Source organism: Rhizobium sp. AB2/73, assembly GCF_020871915.1.
Lineage (GTDB): Bacteria > Pseudomonadota > Alphaproteobacteria > Rhizobiales > Rhizobiaceae > Rhizobium > Rhizobium dioscoreae.
Genome location: NZ_CP067071.1, coordinates 1,153,788 through 1,175,127, shown reverse-complemented (window position 1 = coordinate 1,175,127; position 21,340 = coordinate 1,153,788). Strand labels below are relative to the sequence as shown.

At 58.0% G+C, this 21,340-nt stretch carries 14 protein-coding genes and 1 pseudogene; 8 read left to right on the top strand and 7 right to left on the bottom strand.

The window, feature by feature from the left end; genetic code table 11:
• Positions 1-56: 56 nt before the first annotated feature.
• On the bottom strand, positions 57-1,265 hold the full coding sequence (locus tag I8E17_RS05920; protein ID WP_219510927.1) for an NERD domain-containing protein: 1,209 nt from the start codon (positions 1,263-1,265) through the stop codon (positions 57-59).
• A 514-nt stretch (positions 1,266-1,779) separates the two neighbouring features.
• On the opposite strand from I8E17_RS05920, the gene I8E17_RS05915 reads away from it, so the two are divergent.
• A complete protein-coding gene (locus tag I8E17_RS05915) occupies positions 1,780-2,358 on the top strand; it encodes a MobA/MobL family protein (RefSeq protein ID WP_219510929.1) in 579 nt (192 codons plus the stop codon).
• Between the two features lie 125 nt (positions 2,359-2,483).
• Here the strand turns inward: I8E17_RS05915 and istB are convergent, their stop codons facing one another.
• From istB to I8E17_RS05895, 4 genes and pseudogenes are all read right to left on the bottom strand, one after another.
• Positions 2,484-3,218: an IS21-like element helper ATPase IstB gene (gene istB, locus I8E17_RS05910; RefSeq protein ID WP_003501246.1), complete on the bottom strand. Its 735-nt coding sequence runs from the start codon at positions 3,216-3,218 to the stop codon at positions 2,484-2,486.
• A pseudogene (gene istA / locus I8E17_RS05905) lies at positions 3,196-4,719 on the bottom strand (IS21 family transposase). Before istA ends, istB begins: the two are co-directional and overlap by 23 nt.
• A 247-nt stretch (positions 4,720-4,966) precedes the next feature.
• Complete coding sequence (locus tag I8E17_RS05900) at positions 4,967-5,362, bottom strand: hypothetical protein (RefSeq protein WP_219510931.1); 396 nt, start codon at positions 5,360-5,362, stop codon at positions 4,967-4,969.
• Between the two features lie 85 nt (positions 5,363-5,447).
• Positions 5,448-6,836: an integrase gene (locus I8E17_RS05895; RefSeq protein WP_229002105.1), complete on the bottom strand. Its 1,389-nt coding sequence runs from the start codon at positions 6,834-6,836 to the stop codon at positions 5,448-5,450.
• Between the two features lie 421 nt (positions 6,837-7,257).
• On the opposite strand from I8E17_RS05895, the gene I8E17_RS05890 reads away from it, so the two are divergent.
• Positions 7,258-8,898, top strand: coding sequence for a restriction endonuclease (locus I8E17_RS05890; protein ID WP_219510934.1), 1,641 nt, complete (start codon positions 7,258-7,260; stop codon positions 8,896-8,898).
• Between the two features lie 599 nt (positions 8,899-9,497).
• Here the strand turns inward: I8E17_RS05890 and wrbA are convergent.
• Positions 9,498-10,097 (bottom strand): NAD(P)H:quinone oxidoreductase type IV, encoded by a 600-nt coding sequence (gene wrbA / locus I8E17_RS05885; protein ID WP_069611934.1) that lies wholly within the window; start codon positions 10,095-10,097, stop codon positions 9,498-9,500.
• A gap of 239 nt (positions 10,098-10,336) precedes the next feature.
• Here wrbA and I8E17_RS05880 point away from each other — a divergent pair, with 239 nt between their 5' ends.
• The 6 genes from I8E17_RS05880 to I8E17_RS05855 all read left to right on the top strand — a co-directional run bounded on the left by I8E17_RS05880 (position 10,337) and on the right by I8E17_RS05855 (position 19,825).
• Positions 10,337-11,110, top strand: a complete 774-nt coding sequence (locus I8E17_RS05880; RefSeq protein WP_069611933.1) for a competence/damage-inducible protein A — start codon at positions 10,337-10,339, stop codon at positions 11,108-11,110.
• Between the two features lie 115 nt (positions 11,111-11,225).
• Positions 11,226-12,071, top strand: a complete 846-nt coding sequence (locus tag I8E17_RS05875) for a universal stress protein (RefSeq protein WP_069611932.1) — start codon at positions 11,226-11,228, stop codon at positions 12,069-12,071.
• A gap of 314 nt (positions 12,072-12,385) precedes the next feature.
• Complete coding sequence (gpt, locus tag I8E17_RS05870; RefSeq protein ID WP_069611931.1) at positions 12,386-12,883, top strand: xanthine phosphoribosyltransferase; 498 nt, start codon at positions 12,386-12,388, stop codon at positions 12,881-12,883.
• Between the two features lie 772 nt (positions 12,884-13,655).
• Positions 13,656-17,456, top strand: coding sequence for a vitamin B12-dependent ribonucleotide reductase (locus tag I8E17_RS05865; RefSeq protein WP_069611930.1), 3,801 nt, complete (start codon positions 13,656-13,658; stop codon positions 17,454-17,456).
• A gap of 377 nt (positions 17,457-17,833) precedes the next feature.
• The gene (locus I8E17_RS05860) at positions 17,834-18,568 is read left to right on the top strand and encodes a phosphotransferase (RefSeq protein ID WP_069611929.1); all 735 of its coding nucleotides are present in this window, start codon (positions 17,834-17,836) and stop codon (positions 18,566-18,568) included.
• Between the two features lie 201 nt (positions 18,569-18,769).
• On the top strand, positions 18,770-19,825 hold the full coding sequence (locus I8E17_RS05855) for an acyltransferase (protein ID WP_229002086.1): 1,056 nt from the start codon (positions 18,770-18,772) through the stop codon (positions 19,823-19,825).
• 90 nt (positions 19,826-19,915) lie between these two features.
• Here the strand turns inward: I8E17_RS05855 and I8E17_RS05850 are convergent, their stop codons facing one another.
• A complete protein-coding gene (locus tag I8E17_RS05850) occupies positions 19,916-21,043 on the bottom strand; it encodes an alpha/beta fold hydrolase (protein ID WP_069612279.1) in 1,128 nt (375 codons plus the stop codon).
• Between the last annotated feature and the right edge of the window lie 297 nt (positions 21,044-21,340).

Here is a 21,340-nt window from a genome sequence, read left to right as displayed (position 1 = left end):
AACATTACTCCTACCCACTTAGCTAAGTGGGGGAGCATGTCCGGGCCTTTCGGGGGCTAATTCAGCTCTGCCACCATTCGCGCCTCAAGGCCACTTCTGGCAGCTTCGAGGACCTGCACCGCCTTATCAGAAAGTGAAGTTGTTAGTACTATCGCGATCCTTTTCTTCAGATCGATATCCGGTTCCGGCACCTTGATAATCGACAGCCCCTGAAGAAGGTTCGGCCTCTCACTTTGACTGATAACAATCAGTTGCGCGCTATATCTACGCGCTAGGATTTTGATTCCGCGGAGCGTTCGCTCGAACATAGCTTCCGATAGCTCGTTTATGCCATCAAGAATGATAAATGCCGGTGATCCTGTCTGTCGTATTGCCTTCAGCAGAATGGACCAGGGCATGTCGGCCACGAGACTAATTTCCATTTTCAATGCTTCGGCCAACGACCCGGAAATATCCTTGGCCTGCACGAAAAGCACCGTCCCGCCGTCGCGAGCGAGGTGCACCGCAGTTGCCTTCGCCATCAGAGTTTTTCCGCATCCGGAAGGCCCTGTCACAAATACTCCAGGAACTCCATCAGCCAGTGCAGATACAATTGCGCCTCGTTGCTGATCATCAGTTGGGATCCACTCATCTGCTTGAGGCTGATAATCATTGATAACCGCCTCTCGATATTTTCGAAGGAGATCGGCCGGCGTATTATTAAACGCTTCTAGAAGAGTCACTTTTCGAAGATGCAAGTGTTTCGCCCACTGTCGCCACTCTCCTACTGACCAAGGATTGCCATCTTCACGAGATAGCGTTGCGAGGAATTCTTCTAGGCTGCCAACTTGGGCCTTGAAGTTCCCTGATGTCAGGTTTGATCCATCAGGAAGATGGTCGCTGAAAACGACGTGAGCCTCTGGGTAGAAAGAACTTCCCGCACGCATCATGGCGTCGCGAAGAATATTTTTTCGCTGAAGAACCTGCTGATATCCGTTGGTCGCGGGAACCCATTGACCATCGGCAGTAGCGTATTCCCAGGAACCATTAATTTCGCCACGCACGGGGAAAGCACTTGATTTGGCTTCTACTACGACAACACGACCGGCTGTAATGATAACGAAATCGAATTGGCGTCCGGACAGCTCGAAATTTGCAAGAACAAGTAGCGGCACTTTGTGCTCGCTGGAGAATGCATTAAGCGCCTTAAGAATCTTTTCTTCCGAGCGGTGTGAGATCGGCTCACCGATGTAAATTTCCAGATGATTTGCAATGTCGCTGATCATTGAGAGAGATTAGCAAATAATTGCGGTGCCGAACCACACTTTCCTGAAGTAAATCTTTTCGGATTTATGGTGCGGACGACGGGGGTCGAACCCGTAAGGCCAAAGGCCGAGGGATTTTCTTACCAGCTACGGCTTTCGCCGCCGCCATCCGGCGTTTGTGGTCTGGACTATACCTTCACCTTAGCGTTGCCTTAGGTGCTGCCCGTCTAGTCTCTACACCTTCCTCTGGCGAGGCTTGGCTCGGGATCGCCATTTAACAGGGTTCCCCGACTTTGAGCAGTTCTACAGCCGGCGTTTCCGCCGGTGCACTCAAATTGCGTTTAAGTCCCTTGTGTCTACCAGTTTCACCACGTCCGCGTGGTTCCCTCTGCTAGCAAAGTGGCGGGCCATTCTCAACCGATATTCACGTCGTTAAACAAGGAACTTCGTCGCGAAGTTCGAATGCTTGCCATTGCAACCTTGACGAAGGCGATCCGCTCGCGATGATAGACGTGCGTGGAGAGCAAGGGTGCCAATGGCGATCTATCACTTGCACGTCAAAAACATCAGCCGGGGCAACGGGCGGTCTATCGTTGCGGCCGCTGCCTACCGTGCGGGTGAAACCCTTCCCAACGAAGGGGAAGAACGCTTGAGCGCCTTCGGCGGGCGCCGTGACGTGCTTTATGCCGAGATCCGCGTTCCGCTAGATGCTCCGGCATGGGCTGCCGAGCGCGCGCAGCTGTGGAACGCCGCTGAAGCGGCCGAGCGTCGTAAGGATGCCCGGCTCGCCAAAGAAATTGAAATCGCGCTTCCGCGTGACCTGCCACGGCCAACCTGGCTTCGGCTGGCACGAGCGATGGCCGATATTTATACGGCACAGGGTTTCGTCGCCGATCTGGCCATCCATGACGACGGTTCGGCCCACAATCCTCATGTCCATATTCTCCTGACGACGCGCGTTCTGACGGAATCCGGTTTCGGCCCGAAGATCCGCGAGGCGGACGGGCTGAAATTTGTTACCGACGCTCGCAAATCATGGGAAACGCTTGCCAACGAAGCCCTCACCGAAGCGGGGTTATCGGGCGTCGACGCAAGATGTCAATCGGCATCGTAACGGGACCCCTTATCGGCTCCCAAAAGGGACCCCTGCCTCTGGTTGCATCGGGTCAGCGCGCGTAGGCCCGGAGCTCTCCATTTAGCGCAGGGGCCTGCGGGCGCGGGTTGTTTGTCTTTTCGGCTTTAGCTTTGAGAGCGGTTTTTGAAGCGCCAGGATTCATTCCCGGTCTCAACGATTTCGCAATGGTGGGTTAGCCTGTCGAGGAGGGCGGCGGTCATCTTGGCGTCGCCGAAGACGGCCGGCCACTCGCCGAACGCCAGGTTCGTCGTGACGATGATCGAGGTCCGCTCGTAGAGCCTGCTGATCAGATGGAAGAGGAGCTGGCCGCCGGCCTGAGCGAATGGGAGGTAGCCGAGTTCGTCCATGATGACGAAGTCGAGCCTGGTGATGAAGTCGGCCAGCCGCCCCTGCTTTCCGCTACGTGCCTCCGTCTCGAGCCGATTGACGAGGTCGACGACGTTGAAGAAGCGGCCGCGTGCGCCGTTGCGGATTAGGGCGCGTGCGAGCGCGATGGACAAATGGGACTTCCCCGTGCCGGTTCCGCCGACCAGAACGATATTGTGCTGCTCGGCGAGGAAGGCTCCTGTCGCAAGCTGGCGCACGAGCCCTTCGTTGACCGGCGTGTCGGTGAAGTCGAAGTCGTCGATGTCCTTGGCCAGCGGCAGCTTGGCGACGGTGATCTGGTATTTGATGGAGCGCGCCTGCTTCTCGGCGATCTCCGACTGAAGTAGGTCGCCGACGATGCGTGGCGGTTCGTGCTGCCGCTTGATGCCGGAGGCCATGATCTCGTCATAGGCGCTGCGCATGCCGAACAGCTTCAGCGTGCCCATCATGTCAAGGATTTGGGATCGTTCCATATCAGCTTGCCCTCCTAAGGCTGTCGTAACGGGCGCAATCGGCCAGAGGCTCGTGGGTCAGGCGAAGCACGTCGGGAATGGAAAGGATGGCGGCCGGCTGCGGATCACGCTTGCGGGCCAGGATGTTGATGATGACGGCAGCCGAGAATACGCCCTGATCGAGCGCCTCCTGGCAGGCCGCTTCGACGGCGGGGAGTCCGTCCAGGCCCACACATTCGAGGATCGACACCATCTGCCGGTCGCCGTCATGCATGGCCTTCAGCCGGCGGCGCACCTTCTCCATGGCGGCGGGCAAAACCCAGTCGTGGAATGGCGCACCGTTGCGCAGCGCTCCCGGTTTGCGGGTCAGGACCGGCACGTAATGCCACGGATTATAGATCGTCTCGCCACGGCCGAAGCAGCGATCGTGTTGGCCGATCTCCACGCCATCCTGCCGGATGACGATGCGATCGGCATAGGCATGTATCTCGGCCGGGCGGCCGACTGCCGTGGACAGCACCGAGTATTTGTTGTTGTCGAAACGCACGAGGCAGGTCTTGCCGATCGAGGCCTGCACTGCGTGGAAGCCGTCGAACTTGCCGGGATAGCCGACCAGGTGCGGCCGTTCCCCATCGAACACCTCCCAGATCGTGCGCTCCGTTTGATCGACATGCTTGTGGGCGCGGGCATAGCTGATGCACTTGTCCAGTAACCAGCCATTCAGCTCATCGTAGGATTTGAAGCGTAGCCGCGGCGTGAAGAAGCGTTCCCGCACCAGATTGACCTGGTTCTCGACCTGGCCCTTCTCCCACCCCGACGCAGGCGTGCAGGCCACCGGCTCGATCAGGTAATGGCTGCACATCTGCAGGAAGCGGCGATTGTACTGCCGTTCCTTGCCGACGAAGACCGTCTCCACCGCGGTCTTCATGTTATCGTAGATGCCGCGCGTGCAGGCCCCGCCGAAGAACGCGAACGCCCGGTCATGGGCATCGAAGACCATCTCCTGCGTCTCGCGCGGATAGGCTCTCACATACATCATCCGGCTGTGGCAGAGCCGGACATGCGCCACCTTCACCGTCGTCGTCACGCCGTTCAGCACGACGATCTCGTGGCTCCAGTCAAACTGGTAAGCCTCGCCCGGCGCATAATAGAGCGGCACGTAGGCTTCCGCCGTTACGGAGCCGCGTTCCTTCGCCCAGGTTCGGGCGTAGCGCCGGACTGTGTCGTAACCGCCCTCGTAGCCGAGGTCGCGCAAGTCCTCGAATATCCGGATCAGTGTCAGCCGTTCGCGAGAGGATTTGGCCTCATTGGCGAGCAGCATTCCATCGAGCTGATCGCGCCAGGGCCCGAGCTTCGGCTGAGGTTGACGGGTCCGCTCATATTTGAACTCCGTCTCATCGCTGCGCAGAACCTTCCGCACCACTTTCCGCGATATGCCAAGCTCCCGGCAGATCGCCTTGATCGACTTGCCCTGCACACGGGAAAGTCGACGTATCTTTAGAATTGTCTCCACAACAAGCATCCAAATAAAAAGCCTCCGATGAAACCGGAGGCTGTTGTAACCCCATCGCAGATGGGGGTCCCGTTTGGACGCCGATCACCCCAAATGCGGGGTCCTTATTCCATGCCTAATCACAAGCAAGAGCGACGGGAGGCCTACTATAGGGAACTGGACCGTAACCGCAGCCTGCTATGGCGGTTCTGGAACTGGATTCGCAAACTGTTTACGAGTTAATCCTTGTCTTCAGCTTGGCAGGGGGACCGGTGGTTTAGCGCCTACGATAATAAGTCTCCCAGGCTAGCCGAATGTCAAAGAATGACCATTCGCGGCGGCGTCCATATGCCGGGCTCGGACGGTTGAAGCATTCGTTCAGATGGGTCTCTCGCTGGAATTTCATGAACCAGGCGGATGATTTTGGCTTGCCGCGCGGCGTCGGCTCGATGTTGCAGATGATGCCACTATGAGCCCACAGGTCGTGTGGATTTGCAATCGAGGCCGGATCGGCGAGATAGGCTCGGAGCTTGCGCAAGGTGGCCTCTTCCGGTGACTGCTGGAGTTGGGCGCGAAGTTCGGTGACGGCGAGTGCGGCGCCTTTCTTGGCGGCTTCCGTCAGCATGTCGCGCAATTGCGCATCGGTCAGCACGACCGCCTGAAATGCTTCCATAAACGATGACTTTCATCTGTGGGATTGGAGCGGCTGGAGGTCACCGCGGACTCATTGCCGCACAGCCGAAAAATGACGTCAAGGCTTAGACGCCGAGCAGAGCACCGAGCTTTTCCGTGACCGGACGCAGCGGGTCGACCAGCCCAAGGTCATAGATCATCGTGGTTTCAAGGTTTCCTTTATGATCGACATAATGGGAGATAGCCTCGTGCGAAACGCCTTGGCCCGCGAGCATGAGCGAGATCGCAATGCGCTTCAGATCATACAATTGGAAGTAATCCGGCACGTCCGGCAGTGCTTTGAACCGCGCCAGACCGCGACGGAAGCTGTCGCGCGGCTGTGACGCATCAGTATGCGACGGGAACAGGAGCTCACTCTTAGGCCAGCGAACCCGCTGTGCCCGAACGATATCCACCACGCGGGGGTGGATCGGCACCGAACGGTAGGCGTATTCAGAGACCGAACGGGATAGCTTGATGCCTTTCGTATTGTGCTTGTGCCAGATGAGCTTTTCGAGGTCGAAGTGCTCGAACCTGGCCGTGGCAAGATCGCTGGGCCGCGCCATAGTCAGGAAGAGGATGCCCATGAGGTTGCACAGTTCCAGCATCTGATCGTTGGCGGTTAGCACGACCGCCTTGGCGAGAGCGGCATTCCGCTTCTGAAAGCCGGTGAGACTTTCGATTTCCGGCACGACTTCGAGAACCGGATTGAAGATGTGAGACGCGATTTGCTGTATCTGCTCGGTGGAATAATCCCGGCGCCGCCGGACAACCTTCCGCGCGCGAATGGCTTCGCAGGGGTTCCGAATATCAACGAGCTGCATGCGGATCGCCCAGTTGAACAAGGCACTGACATGCCTTAGCCCGTCATTGTGGCTGTACGGAGATGTGAACTGCTTCTGAAAACGTTCAATGTCGAGCGGCTTGATGGAGGCAAAGGAGCGATCGGCGAACATCGTTCCAAAGTCGATGTAGCTCCTTTTAATGTTTTGCCCGCGGCGAGTTTCCTTCTTCGGCGCGCGTCTCAACCATCTTGCCACAAACAGCGCGAACCCCTCCCGGTATCCTTCCGAAAGGCTGCTGATGTGACTTTCCCAATAGCGGTTGATGATTTCGCGGACCGTTACGAGCTGAACCTCGTTGGCCTCTTGTTCAGTCTGGGCAGCAGCGGCGGCGTCGGGATTCTTGCCAGTCTTGAGCTGGGCTTGGCGATCCGAAACGAGCAACCGTGCGGATGCGACCTTCATATTGGCGGTAGAATCGAGGATTTTTCGATACCGTTCGCCGGCTATCCTGTAATCGTGAATGAATGCCGTTCTTCCGAGGCAGGTGACTTTGACGCCTAGCCCCGACATAGAGCCATTGCGGGTACGCCCATCAATTCCGACGGGATAATCCCAGTAAACAATCTGCGTTTTTCCCGTCGGACACCTAAGCGTCGGGATTAGATCGTCAGTTAAATATAGTTTCGGCATGCACGTCACTTTCACGTCACCAATTTATACCATTGGTGACGTGGAAAATGAAGTAATGACGATCAGTTAAATTGAAAAAATGACAGGATTACATGGGCATGTGCTTATTTCCTAATAGCAGAAATAAGCCCTCGATTGGTTCACACGGTAGGGGTCACAGGTTCGAATCCTGTACCGCCCACCAATATTTTCAACGGTTTGAGAGAGTCTTCCGACTAGAAAGTCACTCGCGTCACTTTTGCGTCACCATTTCCCCATTCGAGCAATAGGCCTAAACATAGCGATTTTTAAGTAACGCCAGTCTTCTGTTAGAAGCGCTCTGCAACCCAGCCGCCCGAAAGGACTAATCAAAATATTCAACTATATGTTTGTATTTTACGGCTATTCTTAAATTCCGGATCTTGAGTTTTGGGTGACGAGCATGGCGAGACGGGGCGGCCTCGAAAAATTTGTAATGTCCATGGCAAGGCAGGCAGCGCGACAGCAGCGGATAAACGCGTCGCAGCGTCTGAAAGCGCAGCGAGAGGCTGAGCGTCAAGAGCGTCAGCGTTTGCGACACCAACAAAATCTTGAGCGGCAATTGGTGCTGTCGAAAAAGGAGGCCGAGAAGGCTGCTCGCGCCCAGTACATCGAAGATCGTGAAGACGAAGCGGAAATGCAGAACCGAGAAGTCGCTGAACGACTGGCTGAGCTTTCTCAAATACTTCCCGCTACCCTTTCTATAGATGACACCATCAGCTTCGACAGCCTACGCATAGTCCAAGCGCCTCCGCCCTTCGTGTTGCCGCCAGCTATCGCGACGGGAGCAGAGCCCCCTCGCCGAGAGACCTATATTGTAAAAGTTGGCGAACCGACCATGTTCGCAAAGTTGATACCTGGCTTCTCCAAGCGCCACGCGAGCGCGCTGGCAAACGCCGAGGCGAAGTTTCAAGCGGACTACGCCGAATGGCAGAGCCAAGAAGCATCGCGGTTGGCCAAAATTGAGGATGCCCGATCCGCTTACGCAAGAGAAGTCAAAGCGTTAAACGCGAAGATCGACCAGAGAAATGCGGAAGTCGATACGTTTAAAGCTAGTTATTTTGCCGCAGAACCCGACGCCATTGTGGCTTATAATACGATGGTGTTAGAACGCTCCGCCTATCCTGAGGGGTTCCCGCAGGGTTTCTCGTTAGCCTTTGCAGCCGCCTCGAAGCAATTGGTCGTTGAGTATGAGCTCCCGGCCCCAAGCATTGTGCCTGAGCTCTCGGAGTTCAAATATGTCAAAGCACGTGACGCCATCGAGGCAAAGCCACGCAAGGGTGCCGACCTAAAGTCGATTTATCAGGACGTCATCGCCAGTGTCGCTCTCCGAACAATTCACGAGATCTTTGAGGCGGACCAAGCAAATACGATCGAAACATGTTGTTTCAATGGTTACGTGCATACGGTCGATCCCGCTACGGGACATGACATCCAGCCACACCTCATTTCTGTAAGAACGACCAAGGAAGCGTTCAACGCGATCAATCTTGCACGTGTGGACAAGGCGACGTGCCTGCGCAATCTAGGTGCCCAAGTCTCTCGCCATGCGAGCGAAGCACAACCTGTAAAGCCAATTGTTGAGTTCAACATGGCTGATGCAAGGTTTATTGATCAGAGCGATTTGGTATCCGGATTAAGTTCAGCGCCGAATCTGATGGATCTAACTCCGTCGGAATTCGAGCATTTAGTCGCCAACCTATTTGGCAAGATGGGCCTGGAATCGAAGCTGACGCGGTCGTCTCGGGACGGCGGGGTCGATTGCGTAGCCTATGATAAGAGACCGGTTCTCGGAGGAAAGGTGGTCATTCAAGCAAAACGATATCGGCACACGGTCGGTGTCTCGGCAGTTCGGGATCTCTACGGGACCATGATGAATGAAGGCGCGAACAAGGGAATTCTCGTCACGACGAGCGGCTATGGTCCTGACGCGTTCAATTTCGCGTCGGATAAACCGATTGAGCTAATAGACGGTGGCGGACTTCTGTTTCTTCTGCAGGAAATTGGAATGCAAGCTCGCATCATTTTCCCCATGGACACGTAGCCGACCGGAAAGCCGGAGGACCTTTCGCAGCGCTGCTCTCGCTTCAATTGCCAGTTAGCCGGTCTGTTGCCTGCTGCACTTCATTTTCCGGTTCGCCAGATGCAGAAGTCCTTCGCGAGAGGCGCGTAGAACTCTAAGCCGCTGAATATCTTCCGCATCCGCAGCGGTCGGAGAATAATCCTCCCGCAGTAATTCCGGCCGACGTTTCTCGATCTCCGCGGTCAGAGCCTCGCAGATCAAGATTTGCTCGCCAATGAAATTCTCCCACGTCTCACCCATGAGCTATATCATCGGCCTTGCAAGCACTGGCGCATTGATCAGCATCAATCGCGAGAGGCGTCCTGGGAAGAGTGCGCTCTACGGCTCGTGATTTAACCGTCAATTCGTACACAGTATCGTACACATACACAGAATTACGAACATATTATCAAGCAATAACAGCGTCTTATATATTGCTATATGGGACTTAAAATCCCTCGGCCTTTGGCTGTACGGGTTCGACCCCCGTCGTCCGCACCAAAATCAAATTCCATCAAAATCCCAATGAAAAGAGGCGCAGCCTTCGCCGCGCCTCTCTCAATCAACATGTGGAATTCAATTCAAGCCGTGAGCTTGGCCGCGATCTTGGCGACGTGCGCGCCCTGGAACTTTGCTGCTTCCAGTTCGATTTCGGAAGGCTGGCGGGAGCCGTCGCCGTTGGTGATGGTGGAGGCGCCGTAGGGCGAGCCGCCCTTGACTTCTTCCGTGCCCATCTGGCCCTGGAAGGCGTAAGGGAGGCCGACGACGGCCATGCCGTGGTGGAGAAGCGTCGGGATGAAGCCGAGGATGGTGGATTCCTGGCCGCCGTGCTGGGTTGCGGACGAGGTGAAGACCGAGCCTACCTTGCCGACGAGCTTACCGCCGAACCACAGGCCGCCGGTCTGATCCCAGAAATTGCGCATCTGCGAGGCAACGGTGCCGAAGCGCGTGCCAGCACCGACAATAATAGCGTCGTATTCGGCCAATTCATCCGGGGTTGCGATCGGGGCTTCCTGATCGAGCTTGAAATAAGAGGCCTTTGCGACCTCTTCCGGAACGAGTTCCGGCACGCGCTTGACGGTGACGTCCGCGCCGGCCGACTTTGCACCTTCCGCGACAGCATAAGCCATCTTCTCGATATGACCGTAGGAGGAATAATAGAGAACCAGTACCTTAGCCATGAACGTCTCCTGTTGTTGGACGCGTTGATTGTCGCGGTGTGTTGTATCAGCGATGCGACAGCTGCGCAGCCCCCGCGCTCAGAACGCAGTGTTCATCCTGCGTAGACGGAAATTTCGGTCTGGGCGTACTTCCACCGGAGCAGAGATCGTGAAACGAGCGTTTGCATTCGCCGTAAAGCACGCTACCTATTTCGGACCTTTTGCGAACGCGCGGATCGCGCCTTTTCACGGATATCTTCATGTCGAACGAAATCATTGTCACAGCCGCCATGCTGGCCATCGGCGACGAATTGCTCTCCGGCCGCACGAAGGACAAGAATATCGGCCATCTCGCCGATGTGCTGCTGCTGGCCGGCATCGACCTGAAGGAAGTTCGCATCGTCGCCGATGACGAGGACGCGATCGTTTCGGCGCTGAATGCCTTGCGCGGTCAGTATGATTACGTCTTCACCTCAGGCGGCATCGGCCCGACGCATGACGATATCACCGCCGATGCCATCGCCAAGGCATTCGGCGTGGCCTGTGAGCACGATGCCGAAGCCATGAGAATCATGGGCGAAATGTATGCTCGGCGCGAGATGGAATTCACCGAGGCTCGCCAGCGCATGGCCCGCATGCCCGTAGGATCGAAGCATATCGCCAATCCGGTCTCGACCGCTCCCGGCTTCAACATCGGCAACGTTTACGTCATGGCCGGCGTGCCGCAGGTTTTCCAGGCGATGCTCGACAATGTCATCCCGACACTCAGGACCGGCGCAAAGGTGCTATCAACAGCGATTTCCTGCCCCTATGGCGAGGGCGAGATCGGCACGCCGCTCGGCCTCATCCAGAAGGCGCATCCTGAAACCAGCATCGGCTCCTACCCGCGCTATGTCGGCCAATTCTTCTCGACGGAGATCGTCGTCAGGGGCCGCTCGGCGGAATTGGTCGAAAGAGTCGCAGAGGAAGTGCGCGCAATGATCGAAGCCATCCGACAGTCGAAAGCCAAGGAAAATCAGTCGGCTGAGGCCTGACCTTTAACGAAGGTGTGTACTTTCCGGGGAACTCTGAGACCATTCTGAGCATTATCTTGTAGCGGAATGCTGATATCATGATCCGATCCAACCCTTCCGCATGGGAGATCTCTTCATGTCCTACAAAACGATAGTGACCGTTCTCGACAATCCCGACAATACGCCCATCGCCGCCGCGTTTTCGGCGGCGCTCGCCAAGGAGCACGGCGCCCATGTCATCGGGCTTCATGCGGAAATTGTTTCGACCGTGCCACTGGTGGCGCCAATGGAGATCCCGGACCCTGTTGCGGTCCAGGCGCTTCAGGATGTCGCCCATAACCAGGCGGTCGAAATCGAACGGGTGTTCCGCTCAAGGATGGAAGCCGCTGGTATCGACTATGAATGGCACAGCTTTGCCAGTACGGTCGGCTACGGCACCGAACCGCTGATCGAAAGTGCCCGCAGTGCCGATCTGCTGGTGGCCGTGCAGCCAGACCCGTCGAAATATGCCGATACTCAGGTCGATGTCGAAACCTTCCTGTTCGACAGCGGCCGGCCGGTTCTGCTGATCCCCTACATTCTCAAGGAACCGAAGCCGGTCCGCCGCGTGCTGATCGCCTGGAACGGCTCCAAGGAAGTGGCCCGCGCCACCTTCGACGCCCTGCCTTTTCTCAAGGCTGCGGATTCGGTGGAGATCCTTTCCGTCAGCACGTCGGAAAAGGACCCCCACCCGTCCAAGGAGACCGGCGTCCGGATCGCAGCGGCGCTGACGCGCCACGGTGTTCGCGCCAAGTTCGAAACGGCAGCCTGCAGCGGCAAGTCGACGCCGTCGCAGGTCATCGAAAACCGCCTGGCGGATGACAGCATCGACCTGCTGGTCATGGGCGCCTATACGCATTCCTGGCTATGGCAGATGATCTTCGGCGGCACGACGCGCACCCTGCTGCAATCGATGACGGCAATGACGCTGCTGGCCCGCTGAGCGGCTGAAAGCTCAAATCCTGTGTCAACCGGTGCAAATGTGCATCGGTTGGCCGCTTCGCGGCTATTGCCTTTTGCCCGTAAATCCAGCAGAAAGCAGCGACCGATGACAGAATTCCCGCCAGGGAACCGTTCGCGCGGTCGAAGGGGCATGATCCTGAAAAGCCCAGGCTTTCCCGGATAAGATCCCGTTCAGGCAGATAGCAAGCGAATCGCGTTCCGGATTTGGTTCTTGGTCCGCGCCTGCCGCGGGGTCTGCTCAGGGTCGCCGGCGCTGCCGGTGCGTCGTTATTCCATGCCCCGGAGCTTTCTGCCATGTCCCTGCCCGATAAAGCCTTTCCAGTATCCTGGGATCAGTTCCATCGCGATGCGCGCGCGCTTGCCTGGCGGCTTGCCGGCCTCAACCGTGAATTCAAGGCGATCGTCTGCATCACCCGGGGCGGCCTTGTGCCGGCCGCCATCATCTCTCGCGAGCTCAATATCCGGCTGATCGAAACAGTCTGCGTCGCCTCCTATCACGACTATTCCAGCCAGGGCGAAATGAACCTGCTCAAGGGCATCGCACCGGAACTGTCGGTCAATGGCGGCGAAGGCGTCCTCGTCATCGACGATCTCACCGATACCGGCAAGACGGCTCTCGAAGTCCGCGCCATGCTGCCCAAGGCGCATTTCGCCTGCGTCTACGCCAAGCCGACCGGCGTTCCCACGATCGACACCTTCATCACCGAGGTCAGCCAGGACACCTGGATCTACTTCCCCTGGGACATGGGCTTCACCTATCAGGAGCCGATCGCCAAGGGCCATCGCGGCTGACCTCCCGCTGCCGGCACGCGAATCAGTCACGATTCATGCGCAGTCGCGAAATGTGATTCGAATAGTGGTAATAGAGGTGGGCGCTACGGCGCCCACTAGATTTAGTGGGCGTCACAAAGGCGAGAAAGCGTAAGATTCAAGGCTTTCCGCGCGAATCATGATGCGCCACGGCATGGATTTACGGCGCTGCCAATGGCATTGAAGTCACGGTCACAATTTTGTCGCTTTCGACATCGCCAGTGATGATACTTGTTGCGCCAGCGGTCGCGCGAAGGGCGAGCATCCCTCCTCAAGCTCTTGAATCTCTTAACCTACTGGCATTTCCCCAGTTTCCACAGGCAAGCCCACAAGATATTGTGGTTAGCAATCCATTACAAACCACCCCTTGACGGAATCGGGTCTTTCAAAGTTAATGGACGACGTTGCGGCGGCGACTGGACCAGGCGGGGTTACGAGGACTGGTTCTCAATTCGAAATCGGATTTGGATTCAAGGCGATTCACCTGTGCAGGTGGCCCGCCGTGAGGGTTTTTGTGTCGATCTCGATGCTGCCGAAAAAACACATGCGGGGACTGGCGGCAATAAGCTGTTAATACTATATTTAGTGTTTGCAGCCACCATCACCACAAGATACAGGAAAGACATCTCCGGGTGACACCTCCTGTCAAAGAGCGGATCGGAAGCTGGCTGCGCGTTGAATTCGCGATGCCGGAATGAGAATTTTTGCGCCCTGTTTTCGTGCAGGCGCACACCAACGAATAAGGATACGGACCATGCGCATCGAACGTCGTTTTACGAAGGCCGGCCAGTCACCCTATGCGGACATCGAATTCCGCAAGGCGACCAGCGAGATCAAGAATCCTGACGGTTCGATCGTGTTCCGCCTCGAAAACATCGACGTACCCGCGCAGTTCTCGCAGGTCGCCGCCGACATTCTCGCGCAGAAGTATTTCCGCAAGGCCGGCGTGCCCGCCAAACTGAAGAAGGTCGAGGAAAACGACGTTCCTTCCTTCCTGTGGCGTTCCGTGCCCGACGATGCGGCCATGAAGGACCTGCCGAAGGATCAGCAGAGCGGTTCCGAAACCGATGCGCGCCAGGTCTTCGACCGCCTCGCCGGCACGTGGACCTACTGGGGCTGGAAAGGCGGCTACTTCTCGTCCGAAGAAGACGCCTCCGCTTTCCGTGACGAGCTTGCCTATATGCTCGCCACCCAACGCGTCGCGCCGAACTCCCCGCAATGGTTCAACACCGGCATGCACTGGGCCTATGGCATCGACGGCCCCGGCCAGGGCCACTATTATGTCGATCCCTTCACCGGCAAGCTCACCAAGTCCAAGTCGGCTTATGAGCATCCGCAGCCGCATGCCTGCTTCATTCAGTCCGTCGAAGACGATCTCGTCAACGAAGGCGGCATCATGGACCTGTGGGTTCGCGAAGCCCGCCTCTTCAAATACGGCTCCGGCACCGGCTCGAACTTCTCGATGCTGCGCGCCGAGGGTGAAAAGCTTTCCGGCGGCGGCCGTTCTTCCGGCCTGATGAGCTTCCTCAAGATCGGCGACCGCGCTGCCGGCGCTATCAAGTCGGGGGGCACGACCCGCCGCGCCGCCAAGATGGTGGTCGTCGACATCGACCATCCCGATATCGAGGACTACATCAACTGGAAGGTCAAGGAAGAGCAGAAGGTTGCCGCCCTTGTGACCGGCTCGAAGATCGTCGCCAAGCACCTGAAGGCGATCATGAAGGCGGCGGTCAATTGCGAAGGCGACAATGACGATTGCTTCGACCCGGCCAAGAACCCTGCCCTGAAGCGCGAAATCCGCGCTGCCAAGAAGGACCAGGTCCCGGAAAACTACGTACAGCGCGTCATCCAGTTCGCCCGCCAGGGCTACAAGGATCTGGAATTCAAGACCTACGACACGGACTGGGATTCGGAAGCCTATCTCACCGTATCCGGTCAGAACTCCAACAACTCGGTCTCGATCAAGGACGACTTCCTGCGTGCCGTCGAGAATGATGGCGACTGGAACCTGACCGCCCGCAAGGACGGCAAGGTCGTCAAGACGCTGAAAGCCCGCGATCTCTGGGAGTCCATCTCCTACGCCGCCTGGGCATCGGCTGATCCGGGCCTGCACTTCAATACGACGATGAACGACTGGCACACCAGCCCGGCTGCCGGCCCGATCCGCGCATCCAATCCGTGCTCGGAATACATGTTCCTCGACGACACGGCCTGCAACCTCGCTTCGCTGAACCTGATGACCTTCAAGGACGCAGCGACGAAGCGCATCAACATTGCCGATTATGAACATGCCGTCCGCCTCTGGACCGTCGTTCTCGAAATCTCTGTCATGATGGCGCAGTTCCCCTCGCGCCGCATTGCCGAACTCTCCTACGAATACCGCACGCTCGGCCTTGGCTACGCCAATATCGGCGGCCTGCTGATGTCGTCGGGCATTCCCTATGACTCGGACGAAGCCCGCGCCATCGCCGGCTCGCTGACCGCGATCATGACCGGTATCGCCTATGCGACCTCGGCCGAAATGGCGTCCGAACTCGGGACCTTCCCGATGTTCAAGCCAAACCGCGAAAACATGCTGCGCGTTATCCGCAACCATCGCCGCGCCGCCTACGGCGAGACCTCGGGCTACGAGAGCCTGTCGGTCAATCCGGTGGCGCTGATCCATTCCGACAATCCGGACCAGGATCTCGTCGCCCATGCCAAGGCGGCCTGGGACAAGGCGCTGGAACTCGGCGAAAAGCATGGCTATCGCAACGCACAGGCAACCGTGATCGCGCCGACCGGCACGATCGGCCTCGTCATGGATTGCGACACGACCGGCATCGAGCCGGACTTCGCCCTGGTGAAGTTCAAGAAGCTCGCCGGCGGCGGCTACTTCAAGATCATCAACCGCGCCGTTCCGGAAGCCCTGCGCACGCTCGGCTATTCCGAAAGCCAGATCGCCGAAATCGAGGCCTATGCCGTCGGTCACGGCAACCTGAACCAGGCTCCGGCCATCAACCCGTCGACGCTGAAGGCCAAGGGCTTCACCGCCGAGAAGGTCGATGCCGTCAACGCTGCGCTGAAGAGCGCCTTCGACATCAAGTTCGTCTTCAACCAGTGGACGCTCGGCGCCGATTTCCTGAAGGGCGCGCTGAAGGTGTCCGACGAGCAGATGGCCGATATGAGCTTCAACCTGCTTGAGCACCTTGGTTTCTCCAAGAAGGATATCGAAGCCGCCAACATCCATGTCTGCGGTGCGATGACGCTGGAAGGCGCTCCGTTCCTCAAGAACGAGCATCTCGCCGTCTTCGATTGCGCCAACCCCTGCGGCAAGATCGGCAAGCGTTATCTCTCGGTCGAGAGCCACATCCGCATGATGGCGGCAGCCCAGCCGTTCATCTCGGGCGCCATCTCCAAGACGATCAACATGCCGAACGAGGCGACCGTCGAGGACTGCAAGAATGCCTACATGCTGTCCTGGAAGCTCGGCCTGAAGGCGAACGCCCTTTACCGCGACGGCTCCAAGCTCAGCCAGCCGCTGAACGCCTCGCTGATCGAGGACGACGGCGACGAAGATGCGCTGGAGGAATTCCTGCAGGCACCGGCAGCCGCACAGGCCGTCACCATCACGGAAAAGATCGTCGAGCGGGTGATCGAAAAGGTCGTCCGCACGCAGGAAAAGCTGCCGAGCCGCCGCAAGGGCTATACCCAGAAGGCGAAGATCGGCGGTCACACCATCTTCCTGCGTACCGGCGAATATGACGACGGCCGTCTCGGCGAAATCTTCCTTGACATGAACAAGGAAGGCTCCGCTCTGCGCGCCTTCATCAACAACTTCGCGATCTCGGTCTCGCTCGGCCTGCAGTATGGCGTGCCGCTCGAGGAATATGTCGATGCCTTCACCTTCACCAAGTTCGAGCCGGCCGGCATCGTCACCGGCAATGACGCCATCAAGAACGCCACGTCGATCCTCGACTACGTGTTCCGCGAACTGGCGATCTCCTATCTCGGCCGTCACGATCTCGCCCATGTCGACACGTCCGACTTCAACAACACGGCGCTCGGCCGCGGTGTTTCCGAAGGCAAGGCCGATGTCGTCTCCAAGGGCCTGACCCGCGGCTACAAGCCGACGTTGGTTCCGACATCGGGCGAGCGTCCGGCAGCCGAAGCCAAGGGTGCCGCATCAGCCGCCCCGGCCCGCGCCGCCTCCCTCGGCACGGTCACGGCTTTCGCCGGCAACACGGTCCGCAAGCTGGAACCGGCAAGCTCCGTCTCGACCTCCGAAGTCGTCGCCTTCAAGCGCGATTATGAGGAGCGTGCGAAGGAACTGGCTGAAGAGATCGCCGAGGAAGTCATCTCCGAATCCGCGACCGGCCTCTTCACCGACGATGCGGCAAGCGAAGCTGCCAATGCCAAGACGGAAGCCAAGAAGCTGGAATCCGAACGCCGCGCCCGCTCCATCATGCAGGGCTACACGGGCAACATGTGCACGGAATGCCAGAACTTCACGATGGTCCGCAACGGCACCTGCGAGAAGTGCGACACCTGCGGCGCGACGAGCGGCTGCAGCTGAGTGTTCAACGGATCGTCCAGGATGACGTGAACCTTGTCGTATCGGCGTTACGTTTATCACAAAGTCAGTAGCATCATCCAAACGCTCACCGGGTCCGCAATGGCCCGGTGAATTCGTTTCGGAGCTATCATCGCGAGCGTCGCTACAGTGCTTCCTGATGAGCGAGACGCTGACTGCATGCAACTGCACCCTGTCAGGAAACATCCAATCCGATAGCGAGGAATCGCAGCTTTGAAGGGCACTGCAAACGCCTGGATGTCCCTGGAGCAGACGTAACAACACAACTTGCCGAGTTTGCCAAACTCGCGTTAATTGGTGTTGTCCGCGCCTGCGGCCGAGGCCAAATCAGCACCAATAACGCGCCAAGGGTATCGCCGATGGGATGGGAAGCACTTGCGCAATGGGGTGAAGACGCGGTCCGCATCGAACCACTCACCGGTGGAGTTGCCAATGATGTATGGCGTGTTCGCATCCGTGGACGGATTGCCGTCGGTCGTCTCGGCTCCAGAACCGGCGCTGATCTCGCCTGGGAAACCGAGCTACTCCAATACCTCGACCGTGAAGGCATGACCGTTCCGACGCCGATCCCGACGACGGATGGCCGGCTCTTCGTGGACGGTCTGGTGGTGATGAAATACATCGAAGGAGGGCCGCCCGAAACGCGGGCCGATTGGCTTCGCGTTGCCGAGACGCTCCGCGAGCTGCACCGGCTGACACACGGCTGGCCTCAACGTCCCGGCTGGAAATCGTCGACCGACCTCCTGCATGCTGAAGCCGGAACGAGGATCAATCTTGCCGCAATGCCGCCCGAGGGCGTCGCTCGATGCCGAGCAGCGTGGGCGCGTCTCGCCGGGCGTCAGGCATGCGTTGTGCATGGAAACCCCAAAAACCCTGGCAATATCCGCATGACGGCAGATCGCGTCGCGTTGATCGACTGGGATGAATCACATGTCGACGTTCCAGATCTTGATCTCGTATTGCCCGACAACGCTGCCGATCTCACCGATGGTGCTTATGATATCGCCGCACAGGCGTCAGCCGCATGGGAGGCCGCCGTCTGCTGGCAGGACGAATATGCGGTCAAGCGGCTTGCCGAAGTTAGAGCGGTCTAACCGGCTTCGGCGGAACTGCCAGTCCCCTGCATAGGCGAAAGCTTTTGGCTGGATCGGCCGTTCAGCGGGCCACCTCAAATGCGCGATTTCAGCCACGAAATGGCAGGAAATCATCCATTTTGATTGAAATTGTTGCTGCCAGCCATATCTGCCCTACTCCAAGCCAATCCACACGGGTGTCCGGCCTTTCGACGCATTCTATTGCTGATCGGCCATCGGGGCATCGGCGATAGTGGTCCAGTCGCAGGAGGCAACATCCTGAAAACCGGCAGCGATATCAAGAGTATCCAATATCTACGCGCCATCGCCGCGATTTCCGTTCTTTGCTTCCATGTCTGCGAAACATATGGCTTGGAGTTCAAGAGCGGAGCAGCTGGGGTCGATATATTCTTCGTCATCAGCGGCTTCATCATGTGGGTTACGACCGATGGAAGATCGCTCGGTCCGCAGGAATTCATGTGGCGCCGGCTCATCAGGATCGTGCCGCTTTACTGGATCGCGACAGCGGCAACCTTCATCGTTGCCGTGCTGAAACCGCAATTCTTCTTCGACACGAATTCGAGCATCGAGAACTTGATCGGCTCGCTGTTCTTCGTGCCCTTCATGAAGGACGAAGCCCTGCACCCTGTGGTCGAGCAGGGATGGACGCTCTCCTACGAGATGTTCTTCTATCTCATCTTTTCGATCTCACTACTTGTGCCGGCATTCAGGCGGCTATGGTTCCTGATGGTGGCTCTGGTGACAATCGTGATCGCGCATTACCTGCTGCCTTCCGGCTATCTCAGTGTTTTCGCACAGCCGGTCATTCTGGAATTCGCCGCCGGCATCATCATCGGGCACCTGTGGAAACGTGGCTTTCGGCTGCCTTTTCCCGCGGCCATCGGCTTGATGATAGTCGGGGTCGTGCTGCTTGTGGCGAGCGACCCGCTGATCCATCTGGAACGGGCTGTGCGCTGGGGCATACCGGCAGTGTTGCTGCTGTCAGGTGCTGTTTTCGCCGAGCGGGAACGAGGCGTGCCGCAGCTGGCATTCCTGCATTTCCTGGGGGATGCCTCCTATTCCATCTATGTTTGGCACGTCCTGACCGGCATCCTGGTCACTGCACTGCTTTTGCGCATCGGAGTGCCGCACGATATGCAGCCGATGCCTATCGCATTGGGTTCGCTGGCCTTTGCCATCGTTTGCTACCTGAGCATCGAGCGCCCGATACAGCGAAAAATCCGATCATCGCGCCCGCAGCCGGCCTATCGCAGCTGACGCATGAAATGGATGGCGGATCACGATGGCCCCCCCAAAAGCATCAGTATATGCATGTGATCGCGATGGGGATCGACCACTCGAGAAAACTTACGGCACCGCTCCGGATAGTTTTGCAGTCCCATCGATAACCGGGCAGGACGGCGGCACCGGTCGATCGAACAGAACGGCAATGCCGCAATCCGAGGTGAACATCCCTTCATCATCATGCCCCACGCCGGGTACCTCGACGACCTTCTGATCGAGATCGGAAGGATGCCGCTTCTTCATATAGTCGAAAAAGGTGAGCCCGCGCGCGAGCCGATACGGCCCTTGCGCCATCGCGGCGCACGAGCGGTCGATGAAATGGGTATAGGGATTCGTGTCCGCCTGGCCCAGCAGATAGACCACGTTGCGCGCGGCATATCTCGTTTCCAGAAGCTTCGGGTCCTGCGAGGATACATATGGTGGAGCGCCGGCGAGGCCGTATCGCCATTGCGTCGCCTTCGGGCAGGAAGCCAGCCCTGCCTGCTGATCCGGCAAGGCCGGTCGCTCGTTGTCGAAATAGACATAGCTCGACGGATTGGCGACGAGATAACGCACGGAGATGCCGGCGCTCGTCAGATTTTCCACCTCCCGTCCGGCAACGGCATAGCGCTGGACCAATTGTGCTCCCGCCGAATGCCCCATCACGACGATGCTCTTCAGCGACGGATACAGGCGACGGTCAGCGAAATGCCGCAGCAGGGCATCGAGCGCGGCGAAGGAACTGATCGGCGCCGGCTGGCGGGCGGGTTCTCCGCCTTTCCAGCCATTCTGCGTCCAGGCCAGCGTCTGCGCAGACAGCGAGAAAGCGTTCACATCCGGTCTTATCAGGAACTGCGGCGCAACCACCATCGTACCGTCAGCGAGATCGCCTGCCTTTGCGAGCACCTCCTGCCCGGTCGCATAATAGGCATCGGCGTTTCGGAGCGTGCCGTGGACGATGATCAACACCTTCGTCACGTCGGGCGATGCCGCTTCGATCGCATGATCCGCGTAGACAGGCAATTCCCCCTTCCCCTCGGGCGTATCGAGGAGCAGGCGTTGATCCGCAACCTCCTTGACTGGCTCATTGAGCCGCACGTGCTCGGAGGCAGCATTGGCTAATTGAGCGTCGCTTGACATCCCGATGGCGACTAATGCTGCGATCGACAGTCGGAAGAAAACCCGGTTCTGAATGCTTTTCGGAATTTTCATCTGCAAAACTCGGCTGAGAAGAATGACAATGAATATAGCGGCTTCCGATCGAGCGGAAAGCAGCCGGCGATCCGACCGCGCGCCGGTCCTCCCGGAAGCCGTGTTGATTGAACGGGCGCGTGGGCCAGAATCCGTCGTCCCGTCAAAAGTTTCTTTTCCGTAGGGCAAGTAGGCTTGGCGGAAATTGTCGCCCTTGAACGTCAGTTCGCTGTCGATCCCACATCTCCGCTCGAAAACCTGCGACAGAGCCCATAACCCGTGGCATAAGGCGCCCGAAACACTTTCTTCGGACTTCGC

Bases quoted from the DNA above. Each gene is read 5' to 3' on its own strand.
- I8E17_RS05900 (WP_219510931.1), bottom strand. From the start codon at position 5,362: ATGGAAGCATTTCAGGCGGTCGTGCTGACCGATGCGCAATTGCGCGAC.
- I8E17_RS05865 (WP_069611930.1), top strand. From the start codon at position 13,656: ATGCGCATCGAACGTCGTTTTACGAAGGCCGGCCAGTCACCCTATGCG.
- I8E17_RS05915 (WP_219510929.1), top strand. From the start codon at position 1,780: ATGGCGATCTATCACTTGCACGTCAAAAACATCAGCCGGGGCAACGGG.
- istB (WP_003501246.1), bottom strand. From the start codon at position 3,218: ATGGAACGATCCCAAATCCTTGACATGATGGGCACGCTGAAGCTGTTC.
- wrbA (WP_069611934.1), bottom strand. From the start codon at position 10,097: ATGGCTAAGGTACTGGTTCTCTATTATTCCTCCTACGGTCATATCGAG.
- I8E17_RS05890 (WP_219510934.1), top strand. From the start codon at position 7,258: ATGGCGAGACGGGGCGGCCTCGAAAAATTTGTAATGTCCATGGCAAGG.
- I8E17_RS05860 (WP_069611929.1), top strand. From the start codon at position 17,834: ATGGGATGGGAAGCACTTGCGCAATGGGGTGAAGACGCGGTCCGCATC.
- I8E17_RS05920 (WP_219510927.1), bottom strand. From the start codon at position 1,265: ATGATCAGCGACATTGCAAATCATCTGGAAATTTACATCGGTGAGCCG.
- I8E17_RS05850 (WP_069612279.1), bottom strand. From the start codon at position 21,043: ATGAAAATTCCGAAAAGCATTCAGAACCGGGTTTTCTTCCGACTGTCG.
- I8E17_RS05880 (WP_069611933.1), top strand. From the start codon at position 10,337: ATGTCGAACGAAATCATTGTCACAGCCGCCATGCTGGCCATCGGCGAC.
- gpt (WP_069611931.1), top strand. From the start codon at position 12,386: ATGTCCCTGCCCGATAAAGCCTTTCCAGTATCCTGGGATCAGTTCCAT.
- I8E17_RS05875 (WP_069611932.1), top strand. From the start codon at position 11,226: ATGTCCTACAAAACGATAGTGACCGTTCTCGACAATCCCGACAATACG.
- I8E17_RS05895 (WP_229002105.1), bottom strand. From the start codon at position 6,836: ATGCCGAAACTATATTTAACTGACGATCTAATCCCGACGCTTAGGTGT.